Raw genomic sequence first — 18422 nt, 5'->3', positions numbered from 1 at the left:
GAGGTCGCCGCCCACGACGCCACGGGTGTTCTCGGCGGGCTCGTCGGCTGGCTCGTCAACACGGTGGCCAGCGCGATCCTCGGGCTGATCGTCGGGGCGCTGGTCGTGCTGGTCATGACTCTCACGCTCCACCGCCGCACATCCAAGGCTGCGGCTGCGACTGCCGCGGCCACGACTCGTGCTGACGGCACCATCCCCGCGCCGCCGAGCCGTGCAGCTCGGCGTCTCGACGCTCCTACGGACCGAGCGCCGCGCGGTTGACCGCAAAATCACCGCAACTCGACCACGGGGTCAGGCGTTCTGGGGGCGCGAGCCGGTCGTTACGGGTAGCGGTTGTCTCGGCAGGCGTAGGGGTAGCTTCCGGGATGGCTGGCGCCGGTCGGTGTCTCGGGTCGCTTAACGCGTTGCCTGTAGGTCTGCTGCAGATCGATGTGAAGCGTTGGGGCGAGCTTGCTGGGATTCCCCGCAGTTCCTGTCTTTCGAGACGCCGATCCCACGGGCAACGCCCTGACCACGCCTTTCAGGCTGGTGACCTCTTCGGCGGATCCGAAGGCATCTGCGTTGGCGCTGTCTCAGAGGCGGTAGGGCGGTGTCCGCTCACGTCGAGGAGCGGATGCGTTCGCGGATCGGTACGACTGCGCCTATTCGGGTCCGGCGTTGCCGGGATAGTCCCCAAGACTGATCGATGACAGACAACCAGTCCCGTCTTCATCACCAGCACTCCAGTACACGTGTTTCCGCGAGTGCCAGTAGTAGTTGTGGTATCCCAAGAGGTCACCGTAGACCCGCGATTCCTCGGTCCGGTCCCCTGTCCCGAACGCGAGGAGGAACTGCTCGTAGGACCGCAGATAGCCGAAGTGGGCCAGATGACCGCAGCCGGCACCGTAGAGCGCGAACCCGACGACCAGCGAGCCTACGATCTTGTAGCTGAGCTTGTCTGCGAAATGCACCATGCCGCCATCCCCGATGGCGCTGTCGATCACTTCCTCGAGGGTCAGCCTTCGGTCATCCGCCGCGAAGTACTCCGGAGCGCTGTCGGTGCCGCTGATTGAGCGGTGGACGATCGAGGAGCTTGCCTCTGTGATCTGGCGTCGCTGGACACTGTCAGCGGCATCCGCTCCGAAGGGCACACCAGCAAGGCTCAATGTCTCCGGGTCCAGGTCGGATCGGACGAGCACACCGAGGTCGTCCAAGATCTCGATCACCGGACAACCCTAGACGCATCCCTCGGGGGATGCCCCTGTGGGTTTCGTCAAGGAATCGAGTCGGCGTGGGGGCCGTGGTGAGGGCAGGATGGCGTGCTGCCTGATCTGCTGTGGGATGACGTCAGGTGGTTCTTCGATCCCGGGGTGATGGGGGCGTTGCCGGACGTCTGCGTGCCTGGCGCCTCGGTGGAGGACTGGCAATCGGTCCTAGATCTCGTCGTCGCTCAGGGTTGGGCGTTCCAGTACTCCGAAGGCGCGGTGGTGCTGCCGTTGCCTGCGGCGGCGGCCGTGTTGTCCCGCCCGGCTGGCGCTGAGTGCCCGGAGCTGCGGGTCTGGCCGTCGGTGGATGTCCTGGCGATTTTCCGGTTCTATGCGGCGAATGAGATCGACTTCGATGTCGATCTGCGGGAGCTTCAGGGGCAGGAGCGGCTCGATGTGTTTTGCAGTTTCGTGACGGCGATCGGAAGGTGCCTGGGCAAAGCCGTGCTGATGGATTCGGAGGGCGGCGACGGGAGCCATCCGGTGCTCGGCTTCGACGTTGAGGCGGACGGTGTCGTTGTGTTGGCGGAGCCGCCGGTCAGGTGACCATCGCTGTTCGCGGTTCGTAGAAGGTTCTGCCTTAGCGCGCACGACGACCTGCCCGTCGTAACGGCCCGGCTCCACCAGGATCAGCGCGCCATGGGGTGCAGCCGCTACCGCCGGCCCGATCCCGCGGTACGTGTTCGGCCGGGTCAGCGATACGACAAGCGTCGGTACCCCCATCGACCTGCCTCCCCCGCGCGATCAGCCACCGCCAGATAGGGCGATAGACGCGCCGGAAGCATAGATCTCGTACGCCACCGACCGGCTGTGCTGGGCGACGCTCCCACGCCTCTCGCCGGGCGGGCGCGCAGCCGGCTGATAAGGCGCGGCGGCCGTGGGCGTGCTCCCCGGTCGACCGATGCGGCCGTGGGAGCCAGCGCAGGTGCCATCCAAGGCACTGGGCTGACAGCTCGCGATTGGTGGGCGGCCGGGTGCGAGCCCGGGTGGGGGAGCAGACTGGGAGCAGCAGGGTGCCCTGAACGGCGTTGAACTGCGGCCAACGGCGCCGATCGCGCTCAACTGCACCCACCCTGCCTGCGGCTCCACGTTCCCGCAGGTCAGAGTGGGTGCGGCGTCCTGGTTTACCGCGGAGTGATCCGCGGTTCTGCGATGTGGTCGGCAACGCTGTTCCACGAGGTCGGCACCGCTGTGGTGGGGACGGCGACCAGTGCCGACAAGGCCAGGGCCTGCTCTCGGGGCGGTGTCGATGTGTTGGTTGTCCAGGGACCCGAGGCTGGCGGGCACCGCGCCTCGTTCACGCCCGAGCCGTCGCAGGGGAACGGCGTCGGCCTGTTACCCCTGCTCGCCGAGGTCCGCGACGCGGTGGACCTCGACCTGATCGCGGCAGGCGGCATCATGGACGGTGGTGCGGTCGCCGCCGTACTGGCGGCCGGGGCGGGCGCCGCGCAACTGGGCACGGCGTTCCTGCGTACCCCGGAGAGCGGCGCCCATCCCCGGCACCAGGCCGCCCTGGTGGACCCCCGGTTCAGCGGCACGTCGGTGACCCTCACGTTCTCCGGGCGACCCGCGCGTGGCCTGACCAACGCTCCATCCGGGAGTACGGGAACACCGCCCCGTCGGCCTACCCACAGGTGCACCATCTGACCGTGCCGAGCCGAAGGGCCGCTGCCGCGGCCGTCGGGTTCCACCTCTACCTGATGGCCCGGCCTCCCGGGCAGCCGGAGAAGCTGATCAGTGGCTATGGCGGGCGTGGGCTCCCGGAGTGCGGCACACCACGGTCTCCTGCGGCCACTTCATGGCCGAGGAAGCCCCGGCCGAGGTCGTCAAGGCACTGCGTGAGCTGCCGACGAGGTTGGCCGGTAGCCGTACCCGATCGTCACGATGACCGCGCCCGGTGGGTACAGACCCACCGGGCGCGTTACCTGGGAGAACGACCGGCGGTGCGGTCAGACGGTGGATTCCGACACGAAGTCCGCGATGGCCGTCAGCGTCCTAGGGTCGGTGAGGATCTTGCTGTGTCCGAAGCCCTGAGTGGTGATCATCCGGGACTGGTCGGGGAAGGCCGCGGCGATCTTCTTGGCCTGCGACATCTCGATCCGGAGGTCGTCCTCGTCGTGGATCACCAGCACGGGACCGGTCACCCGGTCCGCCTGGTACGGGACGGAGAAACGGCGGTAGATGTCCTGCTCCTGCGGGAACAGGCCCTCGAACCGGCGGCTGAGATCCTTCCTCAGGCGCTCAGACAAACCGAGTTCCTCGCTGAACCGGTGGACCAGGTAGTCGAAGTCGCACACGGCGTTCACCGTCACCACGCGGTCGACCTTGACCCCTTTGCGCATGGCTTGGAAGAGCGCCAACGACCCGAACGAGTGGGCGACGGCCGCCTGGAAGGGGCCGTGCCGCTCGTACAGTTTCTCGACGATGTCCGCGTACTCCAGCAGCGTGGTGCGGTTTCCCTCGGAGTCGCCGTTACCGGGTGCGTCGAAGGTGACCGCGCTGTATCCACGGGCGAGCAACTCCGCCACCAGGGGTGCGTACCGCGAGCCGCGAGACTCCCAACCGTGGACCACCAGGACGGGCTTGGCGCCGTCCCCCCACTGGTAGGTGACGACCCGCCGACCGTTGTACTCGATGCTGTCCACTTGGGCCTGGGCGTGGACCTCGGCCTCGTTGGGGCGCACCCGCGACGGGGTCCGGAGCTTGCAGAACAGTGCGAACGTCCACTTCCCGGCGAGACCCGGTACGACCACCGAGGCGACCCGCAGCCCAGCCTTCACCGTGGAAAGGGCGATGCTCATAGGAATCTCAATTCAGTTGACGTCGCGGTCCACATGCACCCAGAACTGGTCCCGGAGAATCCGACGCCGGATCTTGCCACTGGGGTTACGGGGGACTTTGTCGATGTTATCGTACGGGGAAGGGATCTTGAATTCGGAGATCACCGCTGCCTGCGCGACCGCGGATGGACTGCCCAACGCGGAGATCGCCCGCCGGGTGGGAGTGACCCGTCAGACCGTGGTCGCGTGGCGGGCCCGGTACACGCGGGGGGATCGCCGCCCTGGCGGACCTGCCGCGTCCGGGACGCCCGCCGGTCGTCGACGAGGCCGGTGTGGTGACCGCGACCTGAACCCACCACCGGCCGAGTCGGGGATCACGCACTGGTCGGCCAGAGCCCTGCGGACCAGTTGACCAGGCAGGGCACACCGGTCAGCTTCGCCGAGGTCGCCCGGATCTGGCGGGACTGGGGTTTGCATCCCCACCGGTGCGAGACGTTCGCGGGCGAGCACGAGGATGTGGAGGGACCGCGACTTTCGGCCGTCCCCGTCCCGCCAGGGTGGATCTTGACCAGGTTCAGGTGTGCCATGGCGGTTCGGACGAGCAGCGGGGTCTCGGGTTCGCCGTCGGCCAGCCAGTCGATCAGCTCGGAGATCAGCGACGCGACGTCGTCGGCGTCCGGCCGGGTGTAGACACGTCGGCCGGTGTGCGCCTCGTCGATGTGGATGTCTCCTGGACGGTAACGTCAACGCAGTCGATCCAGCTTCTCGCGAGCGGCAGTGCCGGGCCGAGGCGTGAGGACCACGAGGCGCAGGTCGGTGTTCTGGGTGGTCAAAACGTTGGCGTCCAGCGGGATGGCCCCCACGTCCGGGTGTACGGCGGTCTTGTGCGCGCTCTCGTGATTGGCCACCGCGCGGAGGGCCCAGAGGCGGCAGAACCTGTCGTTCCCGGCCATCCGCGAGATCAGTGCCGCCACGTCGGGATCGTTCGGATAGCGGGCGCTGGTGGCGCGCAGGTCGGCCACCAACGACTGCTCGAAGTAGGCGCGCTCGGTGTCGGTCTGCCGGACTCGGGGGTTTCGGGTTTCGAACTGGACGATCAAGGCGTTGCGATCGTCGGCGGTGGCGCCGGTGGGGTCGCCGAAGACGGCCGCGAACGGCCGGTTCCAGTGCAGCAGCCGCCACACGGCGTCGTAGACGGCCGCCGGGGTGTCGTCGAGGTGGTCGATGACGCGGTGCAGGCTGCTGGGGATCAGGTGGGGTATGCGGTCCGGGGCCGCGGCGAAGCCGGCAAGGCGCATCAGGTGCGCCTCCTCGTCGTCGGAAAGTCGCAGCGCGCGGGCCAGGGAGGTGCACACCTGCGCCGATGGTGTGGCGGCCCGGCCCTGTTCGAGGCGTGCCACGTATTCGGGGGAGATGCCGGCCAGTGCCGCCAGCTCGCCGCGTCGTAGCCCGACGACGCGGCGACGAGAGGCGTTCGGGAGACCGACCGCGGCCGGGTCCGTGCGATCCCGCCAGGCCCGCAGCGCGGCGCCGAGGTCATTCATGAACCCATGATCCGCCATCGGACCTCCGGGGAGCTGGGTGGTACCAGCGATACGCGGAAGACCTGTGCCTTCCACAGTGCTGGCTCGGCCCTTCAGGATGGGGATCATGAGCAAAGTGACCAGAATGCATCACATCGGAGTGCCGGTCAGCGATTTGGCGCGGTCGGTGAGGTGGTACGAGGACGTCCTCGGCATCGCGCCGAACGGTGTGACGATCTCGGCGACGAACCCGGCGATCGGTGCGGTTGTCGAGGTCGAGAACGCGTCGATGCGCGCATCCTTCGCGTTGGCCGGTGACAACGTCCTGCTGGAACTCATCCAGTACGACAGCCCGCAGCCGAGGCCCTTCACCGGGCGCAACTCTGACGTTGGGGTGATGCACCTGTGTTTTGAGGTCGACGACCTCGACTCGGCGCACCGCGACCTCGTGCGGCGGGGCGTGCACGTCAACGCCGATCCGGTCGTGCTCCAGGACGGCGATGGCGTCGAAGCGGGGGCGCTGGCCGGGACGAAGATCCTCTATCTCCGTGACCCCGACGGCATCCAGCTGGAACTGTTCGAGTTGCCCTCGTAGGAGCGCCGGCTCCGGACCCGGCGCCCGTCCCGGTCGGTGCGCTGCTCTGGATACCATCGGTGGGGCCGAACAACCAGAGGGCACCATTCGTCCGGCGACACGCAGAAGCTGATGACAGATATCAGGTCGGGATTGTTCGTCGCTCGCGAGGCGGAGTTGGGCGAGATCGCCTCGGTGACGGCAGCCGCTGCGCGGGGCCGTGGCGGGGCGATGCTCGTTCTCGGTGACGCGGGGATCGGCAAGTCGACGCTCATCGGTGCGGCCGCTTCGCGGCTCGACGGATGGCGGGTGCTGCGGGCCGGTGGTGTCGAGTTCGAGAGCGAGCTGCCCTACTCGGCCCTGCACCAGTTGTGCACGCCCGTGCTCGACCACCGCGCCGGACTCCCCGTACCGCAGCGGAACGCGCTCGACGCGGTGTTCGGACTGCACGCCGGGGCCACGCCGACCCCGATGCTTGTCGGCTTGGCCGTTCTCGGCCTGCTGAGTGCCGTAGGCCGGCGCAGGCCGGTGTTCTGCGTGGTCGACGACGTGCAGTGGATCGACGCCGGCTCGCGGCAGGTACTGGCCTTCGTCGCGGCACGCGTTGCGGCGGAGCGGGTCGCCATGGTGTTCGCTGCCCGCGACGCCGCCTCGGTGTCGGCGCTCGGTCGCCTGCCCGCCCTCACCCTCACCGGGCTCTCCGATTCGGAGGCCCTCACCCTGCTGCGGTATCGGGCACCATTCGGCCACGAGGCAGCGATCGTGCAACGGATCCTCGCCGAAGCGGCCGGCAACCCGCTCGCCCTGGTGGAGTTCGCCCGCGACGCCGGACCGTTCGGGCTACCCGGGGACGCCGGGCACCGCGCCGTGGAACACCGGTTCGTGAGTCGGTTCCTGCGGCTGCCGGCACCCACGCGCTCGGTTCTGGCGCTGGCCGCGGCGGAGCCGACAGGCGACCTCGTTCTGCTGCGCCGCGCGATGGCGATCCAGGGGCTGGACGCCGTGGACCTGGCCGCGGCCGAGGACAGCGGCCTGTTGGTGGCCGGGCCCCGGGTGCACTTCCGGCATCCGTTGGCGCGTTCCGCGGTGTACCTGTCGACTGGCGCCGGGGCGCGACGGCAGGCGCACGCGTCGCTCGCCGCCGGTACGGACGCCGACGTCGATCCCGACCGTCGCGCCTGGCACCAGGCGAACGCGATCACCGACCCGGATGAGGAGACCGCGGCCGAGCTGGAGCGTTCGGCCGGCCGGGCACAGCGCCGCGGCGGACTCGCGGCCGTGGCCGCGTTCCTCGAGCGCGCGGCCCGACTGACCCCCGGCCGGTCGCGGCAGGCCCGCCGGTTGTTGGCCGCGGCCCGGGCGCGGTTGGGCTCGGGGGCACCATCTGCCGCCCGGGAGTTGGTGGACGAGGCCGAGCGTCTCCACCCGGACCCCGCCGACCGCCACGCCGCGCGGCTACTGCGCGCCACGATCGACTATCACGTGGCGCGCACCATCCCGGCGACGATCGCGCTCATCGACGCGGCCGACGGCGTGGGGCCCGACGAGGTCCGCGAAACCTACCTGGAGGCGTTCGCGTCGCTCATGTTCAGCGTCGACGAGCCGGGGAGGTTACGGCGCCTCGCCCTGCACATCCGGGAACGGGTACCCGAGCGTCAGCCGCCACGTCCGGTCGATCTGCTGCTGCGGGCATTGGTCGAGCAGCATCTCCGCCCGGTGGACGAGGCGATGCCCCTGATGCGGCGTACGGTCGACGCCTTCCGGGACCACGCCCGCACGCCCGGCGCGGATCCGTGGTGGATGGAACGTGCCTGTGTGTTGAGCGTCGACATCGGTGACAGCGATGCCATGGAGCAGATCACCGACCGTCAGGTGGAACTCGCCCGGGCGCAGGGGGCCTACGCGATCCTTCCCCATGCGTTGCGCTTCCAGGCTGTCGCCCGGACGATCGTGGGTCGCTTCGCCGACGCGCAGCTCTGCATCATCGAGGCGCGTGCGGTCGACGAGGCCGCCGGGACGTCAAACCTCGTCGGGTCCGACCTGATGCTTGCCGCCTGGAGCGGGGACGTCGAACGGTTCCGCGAGATCCGGGAGAGGCTGCGCGACTGGGTGGGGGTGAAACCCACTGCGCTGCACTACGCGATCGGCGTTCTGTGCAACGGCAGCGGCGACCATGAGGCCGCGATCGACGCGTTGCTGCTCGTACGGGACCAGCACCGGCGCGGGGCGTACGCCGCCTCCGTCTTCCACCACGAGCTGGTCGAAGCCGCCGCGTACGTCGGACGTCCCGAAGAAGCCAAGGAATCGGCCAAATGGATCGCGGATGTCGCACGGGTCAACCCGAACGCGTGGACGACCGGTGCGCATCTACTGGCGAGTGCGCTGCTCGACCCGGGGCTCGGCGCGCAGGACCACTACCGTGCCGCGATCAGCCGGTTCGCCGGGAGCAGGATGCGAGTCCACTACGCGCGTGCCCGACTGCTCTACGGGCAGTGGCTGCGACGGGTCGGCCGCCGCGCCGAGGCGCGGGTGGAGCTGCGCGCCGCGCACCAACTGCTCTCCACCATCGGCGCGCGCGGGTTCGCCGGCCGCGCCGCCCGCGAACTAGATGCCATCGGCGAGCCGACCCTGGCCGACGACGCCGATCCGCTCGCGGGGCTGACCGCCCGCGAACTACTCGTCGCCCGCAAGGTCGCCTCCGGTGCAGGCACCAAGGAAGTCGCCGCGCTGCTGTTCGTCAGCCCGCGAACGATCGACGCCCACCTGCGCAACCTCTACCGCAAGCTGGGCATCACCTCACGCCGGCAGCTACGAGAACTACTCCGCTGACGGAGCCGGGCCGACCGAGCGACGAAAGGGCCCCGCCGGTACGAGACCGGCGGGGCCCGCTGGGTCACGTCAGCGCTGGGCGCCGGGCCCGGTCACACTCCCGTTCGGCACGCGTCTTCAGCTCCGTCAGCCACGTCTCCAGGCCCGCCCCGAGAGCCACGGTGGAGAAGGCGACGTCCTGCTCCACCTGGTCCCCGCGCCACGTCTCCTCGGTACGCACGAGAACGCGACCGGCGATCTCGGTGAACGTCCACACGTGGACCCCCTCGTCGATGCGCAGCCCCACACCGATCGCCGGGCCGTCCCACCGGAGGCACCTCTGGTGTTGAAGCTGCCGGACGCTGGACGTGACGACGAGGGTCGTGGCGGGATTCAGCGCGGTCTCGAGGACCGGTGTCGTCCATCGGAAGGATGAACCGGGACGCAGTGGGCCACGATCGAGCCGCTTGCTGGAGGAAACCGGCTTCTGCCAAGACGGCCAGCGTTCCACGTCGGTCTGCAACTTCCAGACGGTTCGCAGCGGAGCGTCGATCGTCGTCTCCGTCCGATAGCGGATCTTCGCCGCAGTGTCGACGGTCCGTCCCGCACATCGCAGCGTCGCGTGGTCGGCACCGACATCGCGCCTGACCTCGGCCCGAGCCGGCGCACCTGCGGTGCCCACGAGGCCGGCCACGACCACTGCCGTCGCGACGGCAAACACACGATTCTTCACGGGGCGGTCACCGCCTCGGCGGTGCCCTTGAGTCGTTCCAGCCACCTGGCGAGGGTCGTGTCGAGGCCCTCCTGGAACGGCCCAGGGTCGGCGTCGACAGGCGGGCCCGCGAAGGACTCCTCGGTCGACACCTCCACACCGTCGCCGGCCGGAGTGAGCGCCCAGACGTGGACACCGAGGACCCCGTCCGGTCCGTCACCGTATCCCCGCCACACGAGGCGTTCCCGCGGCCGTACCTGAACGATCGTCGACTCGATCTCCATGCCTGCGGCCGACCAGCGGAACACGGAGCCCGGGGCGAGCGGACCGGGTGTTTCCACGCGTGCGTACGGGATTTCTGGCAGCCAGGTCGTCCATGCGTCGATGTCGGTGAGGATCCGCCACACGGCTTCCGCCGACGCGGTCACCGTGACGCTGTGGCGGCTGACCACCGGGGCCGACACGTCAATGCCGGCCTCGTCGGTGTCCGTAATGATCTCCATCGTGAAGCCTCTCTGCGGTCACTGACCATCGGATCGCCGGGCATGAGAGCGAGCCGCCCGATCCACACCCGGCAGATGCGATCGTGCCAAGACGGCAACCGCTACACATCGGCAAGAATTACCTAGTTCGCGGTACGTGCGCCGGCCACGGTGAAGGTCCTTACCTCCGTGCCTGCTGCCGGCACCTGGTCGCAGGCGAACCACGTCGCATCGCCCACGTCCGGGTAGGGGACAGTAGCCGTGTGCGGTGTCGGGGGAACGCGCTCCGAATGCACCGCGCGCGGCGAGGCGAGCGAACCGGCCTTGCGGCCCTCGGTCCCAGCCGAGAGGTCCTTCGGCAGCACGTCACGGCTGCCCCGTCGTTGAGTTTGTTTTCGTGCGGCGTCTCAAGCGGTCGCGTTGGGACCCTGGGACGCTCGGGCAAAGCGCGTTGACGGGATGCCGGCATGGTGATCGCGTCGGCCCCGGATGGCCCGATCGTCCTGCCCGAAGGTCGGGCAGCCTGGTCGGGTTCGCGCGCCATCGCCCAGTACGACGACCAGGCCCGCGAGGGAGGCGACCGCCTGTAGCGCCCGCGACCGCCAAGAGGTGGGGCTGCGTGCGTCAGTCATCGGATCCGCTTCTGTTCGTCCTGGTCGTGCTGGGCGGCGAACCGGGCGGCCGCGGGTCAGCTCTCGCCGCGTATCTCGGCCGGCAGGCTGTCGAACCACTCCAGTACCGCTTGCTCGTAGATGAGGCCGAAGCGCAGGGTCGCCCGCCGGTACAGGTCGGGCACGAGCCCGCTTTCCTCGGCATTCTGAAGCACATTCATGTAATTCGCTAGCCGTTCGGCGTGCCGGGCCCGGTGCTCGGCGACATAGTGCGCTAGTAGTTCAGGGTCGATGTGCTGGCCGAATCCAATGGAGAGCAGCAGTGGGATGCGGATGTGCTCCTTCCCCGGTTCGCGGTTGACCCATTCGGCGAAGGCGCCCCGGCCGGAATCGGTCAGCTCGTAGGGCCGGCGGTCCCGGGGGCCGCGGGTGCCGGCGGTGATCAGCCCGGCCGTCTCCATAGCGGCGAGTTCGCGGTAGACCTGGCTCTGCGTCAGCGACCAGAAATTGCCGATCAACCGCTCGGCGGCGCTCAGGAGGTCCCAGCCTGTCATTGGCCCCTGGTGCAGGAGACCCAGCATCGAGGCGGCAGTGGAGTTTAACGGTTTGCTGGGCATAGCCGACCTCCTGCGTCGTGGTGCCGGCCGTGTCCGGGTTGGCAGCCCGTCGCGCCCCGTGCGGTGGTGCCGGCACCGGGTCTGGTGCCCGCTCATCTGGCCCGCCCCGGTGTCGTCGCGGGCACCAGCGGCCTGGGCAAATCTTTGATCTGGGTGGAGCCTGCTCTCTGACGACCTAGCATAAGGGAAGGTCTTGACGTTCCACTGTGCCAGATGCCAGAGTGGCGATGGGCCGGACGGTCGTCGATGGGTGGGGCGTCGCTGCGCCGATGCGTTAACACGGGGGGTCGATGTGTTCGGTGTTCTGGGTCGCGCCGCTATGCGCGGACGTTGGTTGTTCTTGGCACTTTCCCTAACATTTGTAGTATTTTCCGGTGTCTGGGGCACCGGACTGTTCGGTGTCATGCACGCCGAAGGCGGGTTCGACGACCCGGCCAGCGAGTCCTATCGCGCTCAGGAACGCATCCAGCAGGCCCTGGGGCGCGAGACGGTCGACGTGATCGCGCTGTACGACGGCGCGGGCCGAACCGTGGACGATCCGTCGTTCCGCGCCGCAGTGGATGGCGTCATCGCCGCACTGCCGACCGACCTGGTCGCCCGGACCACGTCCTACTGGTCCACCAACCAGGATGCTTTCGTCTCGACCGACCGGGGCGCCACGTACGTGGCGATACAACTCGCCGGCGACAACGCGGCCGACCGTGGCGAGGCGTTGCGGGAAATCGAAGACGACCTGGCCGCGCCCGGCTTGACGGTGCAACTCGGCGGGCCAGCGGCGGTGTCACGCGACATCAGCGCCCAGGTCGCCGAGGACATCCTCTTCGCTGAAGCGATCTCCATCCCGCTGCTGCTTGTGTTGCTGGTGCTGATCTTCCGCAGCGCGGTCGCGGCGCTGGTGCCGCTGCTCGTCGGGGGCCTGGTGATCCTGGGGTCGTTCACCCTGCTGCGGGTGCTCACCTACTGGTTCGACGTGTCGCCGTTCTCTATCAACATCGTCACGATGCTCGGTCTCGGCTTCGCCATCGACTACGCGCTGTTCATCGTCAGCCGCTTCCGGGAGGAACTGCCGATCAGCAGATCGGTCGGCGACGCGATCGTACGCACCATGAACACGGCCGGGCGGACAGTCTTCTTCTCGGGCCTCACCATCGCCATCTCGCTCCTCAGTCTCACCCTCTTCCCCCAGGTCTTTCTACGCTCGATGGGGTTCGGGGGCGTGGCGGCGGTGCTCCTGGCGCTGGTCGGCTCAATGACGATGCTGCCGGCGGTGCTGGCCGTCGTCGGGCATCGGATCAACGCGCTGCGGGTGCCGTTGCCGCGTCGGCGCAGGTCGGCCGAGGCGTCGTCGAAGGATCCCGGTCGTGGCTGGTACCTCTTCGTGCACAGGGTGATGCGCCGTCCAGTGCTGACCAGCATCGGCATCGTCGCCCTCCTGTTGGTCCTGGGCTCTCCCTTCCTGCGGGTCGAGTGGGGTAACGCGGACGAGCGAGTGCTTCCGGTGGGGTCGGAGAGCCGGACCGTGGCAGAGGTGCTCGACGAGCGGTTCCCAGGCGGCCCGCCACGACTGATCAGCGCCGCGGTGGTCCGGTCGGACGGTGCGACTCAGAGCGCCGAGCAGCAGGCCGTTGTCCAGGATTACATCGGCCGGCTCGACGCGGTGTCCGGGGTGGACAGCGCCCAACTCGTCGCCACCGGGCAGGGCGTGTCGCGCATCGACCTCCGGTACGCACTCGACCCGCAGTCCGAGCAGGCACGGGAGATGCTCGCCGCGCTGCGTGCCGTGCCCCCGCCGTCGGGGACCGAGGTGCTCTTCACCGGTGGTCCTGCCCAACTGGTCGATCTGCTCGCGTCTGTCGGCGAGCGGTTGCCCTGGATGGGGCTCTTTGTCCTGGTGACCTCGCTAGTGCTGCTGTTCATCGCGTTCGGCTCGGTGCTGCTGCCGCTCAAGTCCGTCGTGATGAACCTGCTCTCGTTGAGCGCGTCCTTCGGCGCGCTGGTACTGATCTTCCAAGATGGCAACCTGGCCGGACCGCTCGCCTTCACACCCACCGGCATGGTCGACGTGACAATGCCTGTCCTCATGCTGGCCATCGCCTTCGGTCTCTCGATGGACTATGAGGTCTTCCTGCTGTCGCGGATCCGGGAACAGTGGGACCGCACCGGTGACCCGATCGAGTCCATCGCAGTCGGCGTCCAACGTACGGCCGGCATTATCACCAGTGCGGCTCTCCTGCTGGTGGTGGTCGTGGGGGCTTTCGCCACCTCTGGAGTCGTCTTCATCAAGATGGTCGGTGTCGGGTTGGTGATCGCCATCGTGGTGGACGCCACCATCGTGCGGGGACTGCTGGTGCCGGCCACGATGCGGCTTCTCGGACGTGCCGCGTGGTGGCTGCCGGCGCCCGTCGCCGGCTGGTGGGATCGGCACGGCATCAAGGAGCACGACAGTCTTCCGGACGGCCCGGGCCACGAGCCGGCGCCCGCCGGGAACGGGGTGCCGGGCGGTCCGGGTTCGGCGAACGCCGGCGGGGGCGTCGATGTGGCAATCGACCGGAAGAGTTGAGATTTCCGGGTCGGGCACGTCGCCGGTCGGATGACGTACGACGATGCCCAGGTGGGCCTACATGGACACGGCGAGAGCAAGGAATTACGCCACCTCGGTCGCGCGTGCGCGCCTCCGTGGTCACCTTACGGGCACGTTAATAAATGCGACAGACGGCCATAACTTTTTGACAGATCATCAACGGTCTCCTATGCTGAGTCCTTAATTTGCTCCATATAATTTGAGTTCATCATGTCATCACCCGGACCAAGCGCAAAGGACTCGTGCAGCAGGCATGCCCGGTCGAACGTGGTCGCCCGGTACGAATCTCCGGGATGGTCTCACGTGTCACCGAGGCGCAATTGGGCATTTCTTCACCTTCGGTAGGGGGGCCTCGTGAAGAAGTCGGCCACAACGGAGTCGCTCGTGTTGACATGTCGAGGGGGTGACGAGGTTGCCTGGGCAACTCTGGTACGCCGGTTCGGTCCGTTGGTCAGCGCGATCGCGCGCTCGTATGGGCTGAGCCAGGCGGACTGCGAGGATGTCAGCCAGGCCACCTGGCTGCGGCTCTGGCGTCGGCTCGATCAATTGCGTCAGCCGGAGCTACTGGCCGAGTGGCTTTCGATGGTGGCTCGGCGCGAGGTGCTACGACATCTGGGTGGCAGGCGATTGCCGGCACCGACAGACGAGGTCGTGATCCTTGAACGCGGGCAGCGTAGCGCGGCCTCGGCGGAGGAGGAGGTTCTCTCGCGGGAAGGGGCGGAGCGGCTGCGGCAGGCATTCCAGCTGCTGTCCCCTCGTTGTCAGCACATGCTCGCGCTCCTGATGGACGAGTTCAGCTACGCGCAGGTCGCGCAGTCACTCGGCCTGGCTCCCGGGTCGGTGGGGCCGGTGCGGTCCCGGTGCCTGAACGACCTTCGCAGGGCGCTGAATCAAGTCGATGCCGGCCGGATGTCCCCGGCGGACGAGCAGGTTCCGGCTTGCGTCTCGGGGGCGGACGAGCGTACCAGCGCTAGACTTGGCGGCCGAGAACTGACGCGAGCCTCTGGATCACCTGCGGCGACGGACATCCGCAAACGGCGACATCCGTCCGAGGCTGATTGTCCCCGCTTCGGGTCGCCAGCGTCGGGTGTCGGCAACACAACAGCCGGCGCTGGACGACGTCTGGTCGCCGAGCCGCCTCGTCGAGGCGCTCTCTAGCCCGCGGTGCTAGTGCCCCGAGCACAAACGTTCGCCGGGTTGGTTGGGCGGCCTTGGCTGCGGGGTGGCGGGCGTTGGCGTTGCGCCAGCTTTAGGTATCGGTGCAGGTGGCGGCCCAGTGCGACGTGGTTTTGGTGGTCGGATCCGGCGACCACGAACGTGCGTAGTGGCCCGAAATGGGCTTCGATCGGGTTGGCCCAGGATGCTGTGTCACCCAACCCGGCCAACGTTTGTGGTCAGGGCACTAGCGACGTTTGGCCCAGGGGCCACGTCGGGCGTGGTGCCGGCACCACGCCAGGGCGGCGCGACCTGCTGGACCTTGATGGCGAGGTCGATCTCCGCTGCGCGCACGCCGCCTCCGAGGGCGAGTCGGAGGTCTGCGAGGAGCTGCTCATCCGCTGCCGGACGTGGGTCATCGGGCGTCACTCGCCGAACCATGCCCTACCTCCTAAGGCCGTGTAAGCATTCCGATCGGGCTCGATGACATATTCATGCCCCGCGCCTTGACGTGGCCCCCGTGCCTTGAATCGATCGTACCAGTTTTGTTAATTTCTTTGTCCCGCAAGAATCCGCCTGCCCAGACCCACCCTATGGCGGCCTCGCGGAACTCTCATACCGGTCAAACCCGGCGATGCGCCTAGCCAGGCCGCCCGCATCGCGTGGATCCTGGATCGATCTATACCAACCGCTGCCCGCGTTCCACGATCCGACGACCGCCTGGCTGTCCACGGTTCCTGATCATGTGCACGGGATTCCGAGTGATGTGTGTGTTGTCAGCCTGGCTCGTGATCGCCTGCTCTTGTCCGGCTTACGTCCGTTATGGACACTGTAACACACAGTTGTAGTGCGTGGACAGAGTGATAGGGGCGCGGTACGTTCGGAAAAGTCGGATAAAAAATCTGCCGTAAATGGCGAAAAAAGTCCGCGCAGTTGTGGGGGTTCGCCGCGAGTGTGGCCGATGTTCGGCTGTCCCGCGAGCACATCGGTGACGTAACCACCCACCGCTGCGTCCAGGTCGTCACCTTTTATGGCGCCGTAGTCGTAAGGACGTGGCGTGTTGACGGGGCAGCCCTGACCGGTGCCTCGCACGCCGCTCCTCGTGAGTAGCTGCCCGCGCGGATCCGGCGCGGAGAATGACCATCTATGTCGGACGAATTGAGGATGTGCGCGTCTCCCGCCACTGGATGGCCACGCTGCGGCGCGGGCACGGGCTCAAGCCCCACCGGCAGGACGCCTTCAAGGTCGGCAGCGGCCCTGCACGCGGTCTCATCACCTAGGCGGGACAGATCAAAAAAGACGGAGCCGCGGAGCTGGGGGCACTACTCCTCCCACTCAGGCTCAGTCGACCGTGGCTATCGAGAGAACGACGAGCAGGAAGGCCGCGAGATAGGCCCACGAACGGTATCCCTGAAACCACTCCCAGCGGTTACGGCGCTCCTGCCAGCGTTCGGGAGGGGAATCCTTGTCCCAGCGCAGCGTCGACAGGTTGATCGGCACGTTCACGACCACGGTCGTGACGATACCCGTGGCCCAGGCTGCGGCCGCTACCCAGCGCAACACCTCGGGCAATCCCGCCCCATCCGGGCGGGCCGCGTAGCTGATAGCCAGTACGAGCGAAGCCGTCATCGCCACCGGCATCACAATGCCGAAGGTACGCAGCAGGCCCTGTTCGACCAGGATGTGGTCACGCGGCGCCAGACGCTTGACCACCGGATGCACAAAAGCATATGAACCGAACTCGGCGCACGCCGTGAACCCCAGTACGGCGACGGTGGCGAACATCAGCACGTCCATACCCGCTCCTCTCTCGTCGTGGCGGCCTGCGCGGCGCCAAGCCACATCGGCGAGCCGTGCCGCAGCATCCGCGACGTGACACCGCACATGGGAAGGCACGACAGGAGTCGGTCGCCGCGATGGCCGGTGCTCCCGCGGAGGTGGCTGATCAGCAGCGCATGCCGCGAAGGTTATTGATTGATTGATAACATGTCAACCATGGGCCAGAAACGAGTCTCCTCGTCCCAGCGGCGTGCTTCCGTGCTCGCTGCGGCGATCCGGATCTTCGGCAGTAAGGGCTTCGCCGCAACCACCACGGCAGACATCGCCCGCGAGGCCGCCGTGAGCCAGCCCTACGTGGTGTCCCTGTTCGGCAGCAAGGACGCGCTCATACGAGCCGCGATCGAGCACGCGCTCGACAGGGTGATCGAGGTGTTCGAGCAGACGATCGACGACGACGCACTCGGCGACCTCGCGCCGCGTATTGGTGTCGCCTACCTTCGCCTGTTCAAGGAGCAGGGCTTGCAACTCTGCCTCGCGCACGCCTTCACCGCCGGCAGCGATCCGGAGATCGGGCCACTCGCCAGAGACGGCTTCCTTCGCGTCTACCGAGTGCTCGTCGACCGCGGCAAGCTCACACCCGAGCAAGCCAGTCAGACCCTCGCCGCCGGCATGATGGCCAACGTCATCCTCGGCTTACGCCTGGCCGATGACTATGACCGTGAACCCGTCGTACGCGAACTCCTCTCGGCGACCTACCCGAGCAATGTTGGCCTCCTCAGGACCATCACCAACGCATGCGATGGTGACGCCGCTTCTAGTGCCGATGTCCACTGACCGCCGGGTTTGCCGATGGTGTTGTGGATCTTCGCCGCAGGTGCGGTCGAGCGACTCCCCGCCGGGATGGTGGGGGCAGGCCACGGCTGGCCAACCGATCCGCACGGTGACCACCCGGGTGGTCTGTCGGCGGGGCCAACAACCTGGCGGCGGTCGCCAACGCCAACCTTCGCTGCCGCTCTTCACATGCGGCAACAACACCTCGAAGCGCATCACAAGCGGTCGCGAATAATTCTCGGAAACCGCGGGCCACACCAATGACGCCGAAGCATGGAGCAACGTGGTATTCCTTCACGGCTCCACTTGATCCGTAATGTTCTGGTTGACATTGGGAAACGCGACGTCAAGCCGTGCTTCACGGCGGTGACGCCACTCACCCGGGTGGCGTTCGGACACCCGGGGGGTGTCGCTGTCGCCGACCTCACGCGCACCGCGTTTCCCATCTCGGTGTCTCCCTTTGTTCGGAGTTACACCCTTTCAACGACGGACCCGGTTGCGGCAGGTGGCTGTACGTGTTGTCGGCCTGGTTAGTGATCGGCTGCTCTTGTCCGGCTTAGGTCTGTTATTGGCGAGGATAACCCGCAGCGCTTTGATGTGTGGCGGTGTGGGACGGGTCGAGCGGTTCCAAGAGTCGGACAAAGATTTTTAGCGTGGAGGTGTACGAACTCGGGGCCACGTCGGGTCTTTAAAAGCGAGAGGTCTTTCGAGGGCCGCTCGGTGAC

At 67.7% G+C, this 18422-nt stretch carries 16 protein-coding genes and 1 pseudogene; 10 read left to right on the top strand and 7 right to left on the bottom strand.

The annotated features are described in order from the left end of the window. Positions 1–261 (top strand): annotated as a pseudogene (locus AB0A90_RS25145) (DUF808 domain-containing protein); the annotation flags it as partial. Between the two features lie 380 nt (positions 262–641). Here the strand turns inward: AB0A90_RS25145 and AB0A90_RS25140 are convergent. After that, positions 642–1205 carry a hypothetical protein gene (locus AB0A90_RS25140; protein ID WP_357252522.1) on the bottom strand — a complete coding sequence of 188 codons (564 nt, stop codon included), beginning with the start codon at positions 1203–1205 and terminating at the stop codon, positions 642–644. A 96-nt stretch (positions 1206–1301) separates the two neighbouring features. On the opposite strand from AB0A90_RS25140, the gene AB0A90_RS25135 reads away from it, so the two are divergent. Then, on the top strand, positions 1302–1790 hold the full coding sequence (locus AB0A90_RS25135; RefSeq protein ID WP_357252554.1) for a hypothetical protein: 489 nt from the start codon (positions 1302–1304) through the stop codon (positions 1788–1790). A gap of 606 nt (positions 1791–2396) precedes the next feature. After that, positions 2397–2891 (top strand): nitronate monooxygenase, encoded by a 495-nt coding sequence (locus AB0A90_RS25130; RefSeq protein WP_357252520.1) that lies wholly within the window; start codon positions 2397–2399, stop codon positions 2889–2891. Positions 2892–3193: 302 nt separating this feature from the next. Here the strand turns inward: AB0A90_RS25130 and AB0A90_RS25125 are convergent, their stop codons facing one another. Then, the gene (locus tag AB0A90_RS25125) at positions 3194–4045 is read right to left on the bottom strand and encodes an alpha/beta hydrolase (RefSeq protein WP_357252517.1); all 852 of its coding nucleotides are present in this window, start codon (positions 4043–4045) and stop codon (positions 3194–3196) included. Here AB0A90_RS25125 and AB0A90_RS25120 point away from each other — a divergent pair. Then, positions 4038–4436: a helix-turn-helix domain-containing protein gene (locus AB0A90_RS25120; RefSeq protein WP_357252514.1), complete on the top strand. Its 399-nt coding sequence runs from the start codon at positions 4038–4040 to the stop codon at positions 4434–4436. The two genes, AB0A90_RS25125 and AB0A90_RS25120, sit on opposite strands and share 8 nt — an antisense overlap. Before the next feature lie 331 nt (positions 4437–4767). Here the strand turns inward: AB0A90_RS25120 and AB0A90_RS25115 are convergent, their stop codons facing one another. Beyond that, entirely contained in the window at positions 4768–5568 is an 801-nt protein-coding gene (locus AB0A90_RS25115; protein WP_357252511.1) for a helix-turn-helix domain-containing protein, read from the bottom strand. A 124-nt stretch (positions 5569–5692) separates the two neighbouring features. On the opposite strand from AB0A90_RS25115, the gene AB0A90_RS25110 reads away from it, so the two are divergent. Both AB0A90_RS25110 and AB0A90_RS25105 read left to right on the top strand, forming a co-directional pair. Further along, complete coding sequence (locus tag AB0A90_RS25110) at positions 5693–6142, top strand: VOC family protein (protein ID WP_231396707.1); 450 nt, start codon at positions 5693–5695, stop codon at positions 6140–6142. Positions 6143–6253: 111 nt separating this feature from the next. Further along, positions 6254–8950, top strand: a complete 2697-nt coding sequence (locus AB0A90_RS25105; RefSeq protein WP_357252509.1) for an AAA family ATPase — start codon at positions 6254–6256, stop codon at positions 8948–8950. A 64-nt stretch (positions 8951–9014) separates the two neighbouring features. On the opposite strand, the gene AB0A90_RS25100 is transcribed toward AB0A90_RS25105, so the two are convergent. The 3 genes from AB0A90_RS25100 to AB0A90_RS25090 form a co-directional block, all read right to left on the bottom strand. Further along, positions 9015–9662 (bottom strand): SRPBCC family protein, encoded by a 648-nt coding sequence (locus AB0A90_RS25100; protein ID WP_357252506.1) that lies wholly within the window; start codon positions 9660–9662, stop codon positions 9015–9017. Further along, a complete protein-coding gene (locus AB0A90_RS25095; protein ID WP_357252503.1) occupies positions 9659–10144 on the bottom strand; it encodes an SRPBCC family protein in 486 nt (161 codons plus the stop codon). The genes AB0A90_RS25100 and AB0A90_RS25095 overlap by 4 nt, the downstream gene beginning before the upstream one ends. 667 nt (positions 10145–10811) lie before the next feature. Further along, a complete protein-coding gene (locus AB0A90_RS25090; protein ID WP_357252501.1) occupies positions 10812–11351 on the bottom strand; it encodes a PadR family transcriptional regulator in 540 nt (179 codons plus the stop codon). Positions 11352–11601: 250 nt separating this feature from the next. On the opposite strand from AB0A90_RS25090, the gene AB0A90_RS25085 reads away from it, so the two are divergent. From AB0A90_RS25085 to AB0A90_RS25075, 3 genes are all read left to right on the top strand, one after another. Further along, complete coding sequence (locus AB0A90_RS25085; protein ID WP_357252498.1) at positions 11602–13911, top strand: MMPL family transporter; 2310 nt, start codon at positions 11602–11604, stop codon at positions 13909–13911. Positions 13912–14286: 375 nt separating this feature from the next. Next, positions 14287–15090: a sigma-70 family RNA polymerase sigma factor gene (locus AB0A90_RS25080; protein ID WP_357252495.1), complete on the top strand. Its 804-nt coding sequence runs from the start codon at positions 14287–14289 to the stop codon at positions 15088–15090. A 1133-nt stretch (positions 15091–16223) separates the two neighbouring features. Then, positions 16224–16367, top strand: a complete 144-nt coding sequence (locus AB0A90_RS25075) for a hypothetical protein (RefSeq protein WP_357252492.1) — start codon at positions 16224–16226, stop codon at positions 16365–16367. 61 nt (positions 16368–16428) lie between these two features. Here AB0A90_RS25075 and AB0A90_RS25070 read toward each other — a convergent pair whose 3' ends face one another. Beyond that, positions 16429–16884, bottom strand: a complete 456-nt coding sequence (locus tag AB0A90_RS25070; protein WP_357252489.1) for a DUF1772 domain-containing protein — start codon at positions 16882–16884, stop codon at positions 16429–16431. Between the two features lie 198 nt (positions 16885–17082). Here AB0A90_RS25070 and AB0A90_RS25065 point away from each other — a divergent pair, with 198 nt between their 5' ends. Then, on the top strand, positions 17083–17700 hold the full coding sequence (locus AB0A90_RS25065) for a TetR/AcrR family transcriptional regulator (protein ID WP_357252486.1): 618 nt from the start codon (positions 17083–17085) through the stop codon (positions 17698–17700). Positions 17701–18422: the final 722 nt, after the last annotated feature.

The sequence above is a fragment of the Micromonospora sp. NPDC049204 genome (assembly GCF_040647935.1).
GTDB lineage: Bacteria > Actinomycetota > Actinomycetes > Mycobacteriales > Micromonosporaceae > Micromonospora.
Note: the sequence above shows the minus strand (reverse complement) of the source record. Positions and strands in the feature narration are given on the sequence as shown.

Bases quoted from the DNA above. Each gene is read 5' to 3' on its own strand.
- AB0A90_RS25130 (WP_357252520.1), top strand. From the start codon at position 2,397: ATGTGGTCGGCAACGCTGTTCCACGAGGTCGGCACCGCTGTGGTGGGG.
- AB0A90_RS25120 (WP_357252514.1), top strand. From the start codon at position 4,038: ATGCTCATAGGAATCTCAATTCAGTTGACGTCGCGGTCCACATGCACC.
- AB0A90_RS25125 (WP_357252517.1), bottom strand. From the start codon at position 4,045: ATGAGCATCGCCCTTTCCACGGTGAAGGCTGGGCTGCGGGTCGCCTCG.
- AB0A90_RS25115 (WP_357252511.1), bottom strand. From the start codon at position 5,568: ATGAATGACCTCGGCGCCGCGCTGCGGGCCTGGCGGGATCGCACGGAC.
- AB0A90_RS25110 (WP_231396707.1), top strand. From the start codon at position 5,693: ATGCATCACATCGGAGTGCCGGTCAGCGATTTGGCGCGGTCGGTGAGG.
- AB0A90_RS25105 (WP_357252509.1), top strand. From the start codon at position 6,254: ATGACAGATATCAGGTCGGGATTGTTCGTCGCTCGCGAGGCGGAGTTG.
- AB0A90_RS25095 (WP_357252503.1), bottom strand. From the start codon at position 10,144: ATGGAGATCATTACGGACACCGACGAGGCCGGCATTGACGTGTCGGCC.
- AB0A90_RS25090 (WP_357252501.1), bottom strand. From the start codon at position 11,351: ATGCCCAGCAAACCGTTAAACTCCACTGCCGCCTCGATGCTGGGTCTC.
- AB0A90_RS25075 (WP_357252492.1), top strand. From the start codon at position 16,224: ATGACCATCTATGTCGGACGAATTGAGGATGTGCGCGTCTCCCGCCAC.
- AB0A90_RS25070 (WP_357252489.1), bottom strand. From the start codon at position 16,884: ATGGACGTGCTGATGTTCGCCACCGTCGCCGTACTGGGGTTCACGGCG.
- AB0A90_RS25065 (WP_357252486.1), top strand. From the start codon at position 17,083: ATGGGCCAGAAACGAGTCTCCTCGTCCCAGCGGCGTGCTTCCGTGCTC.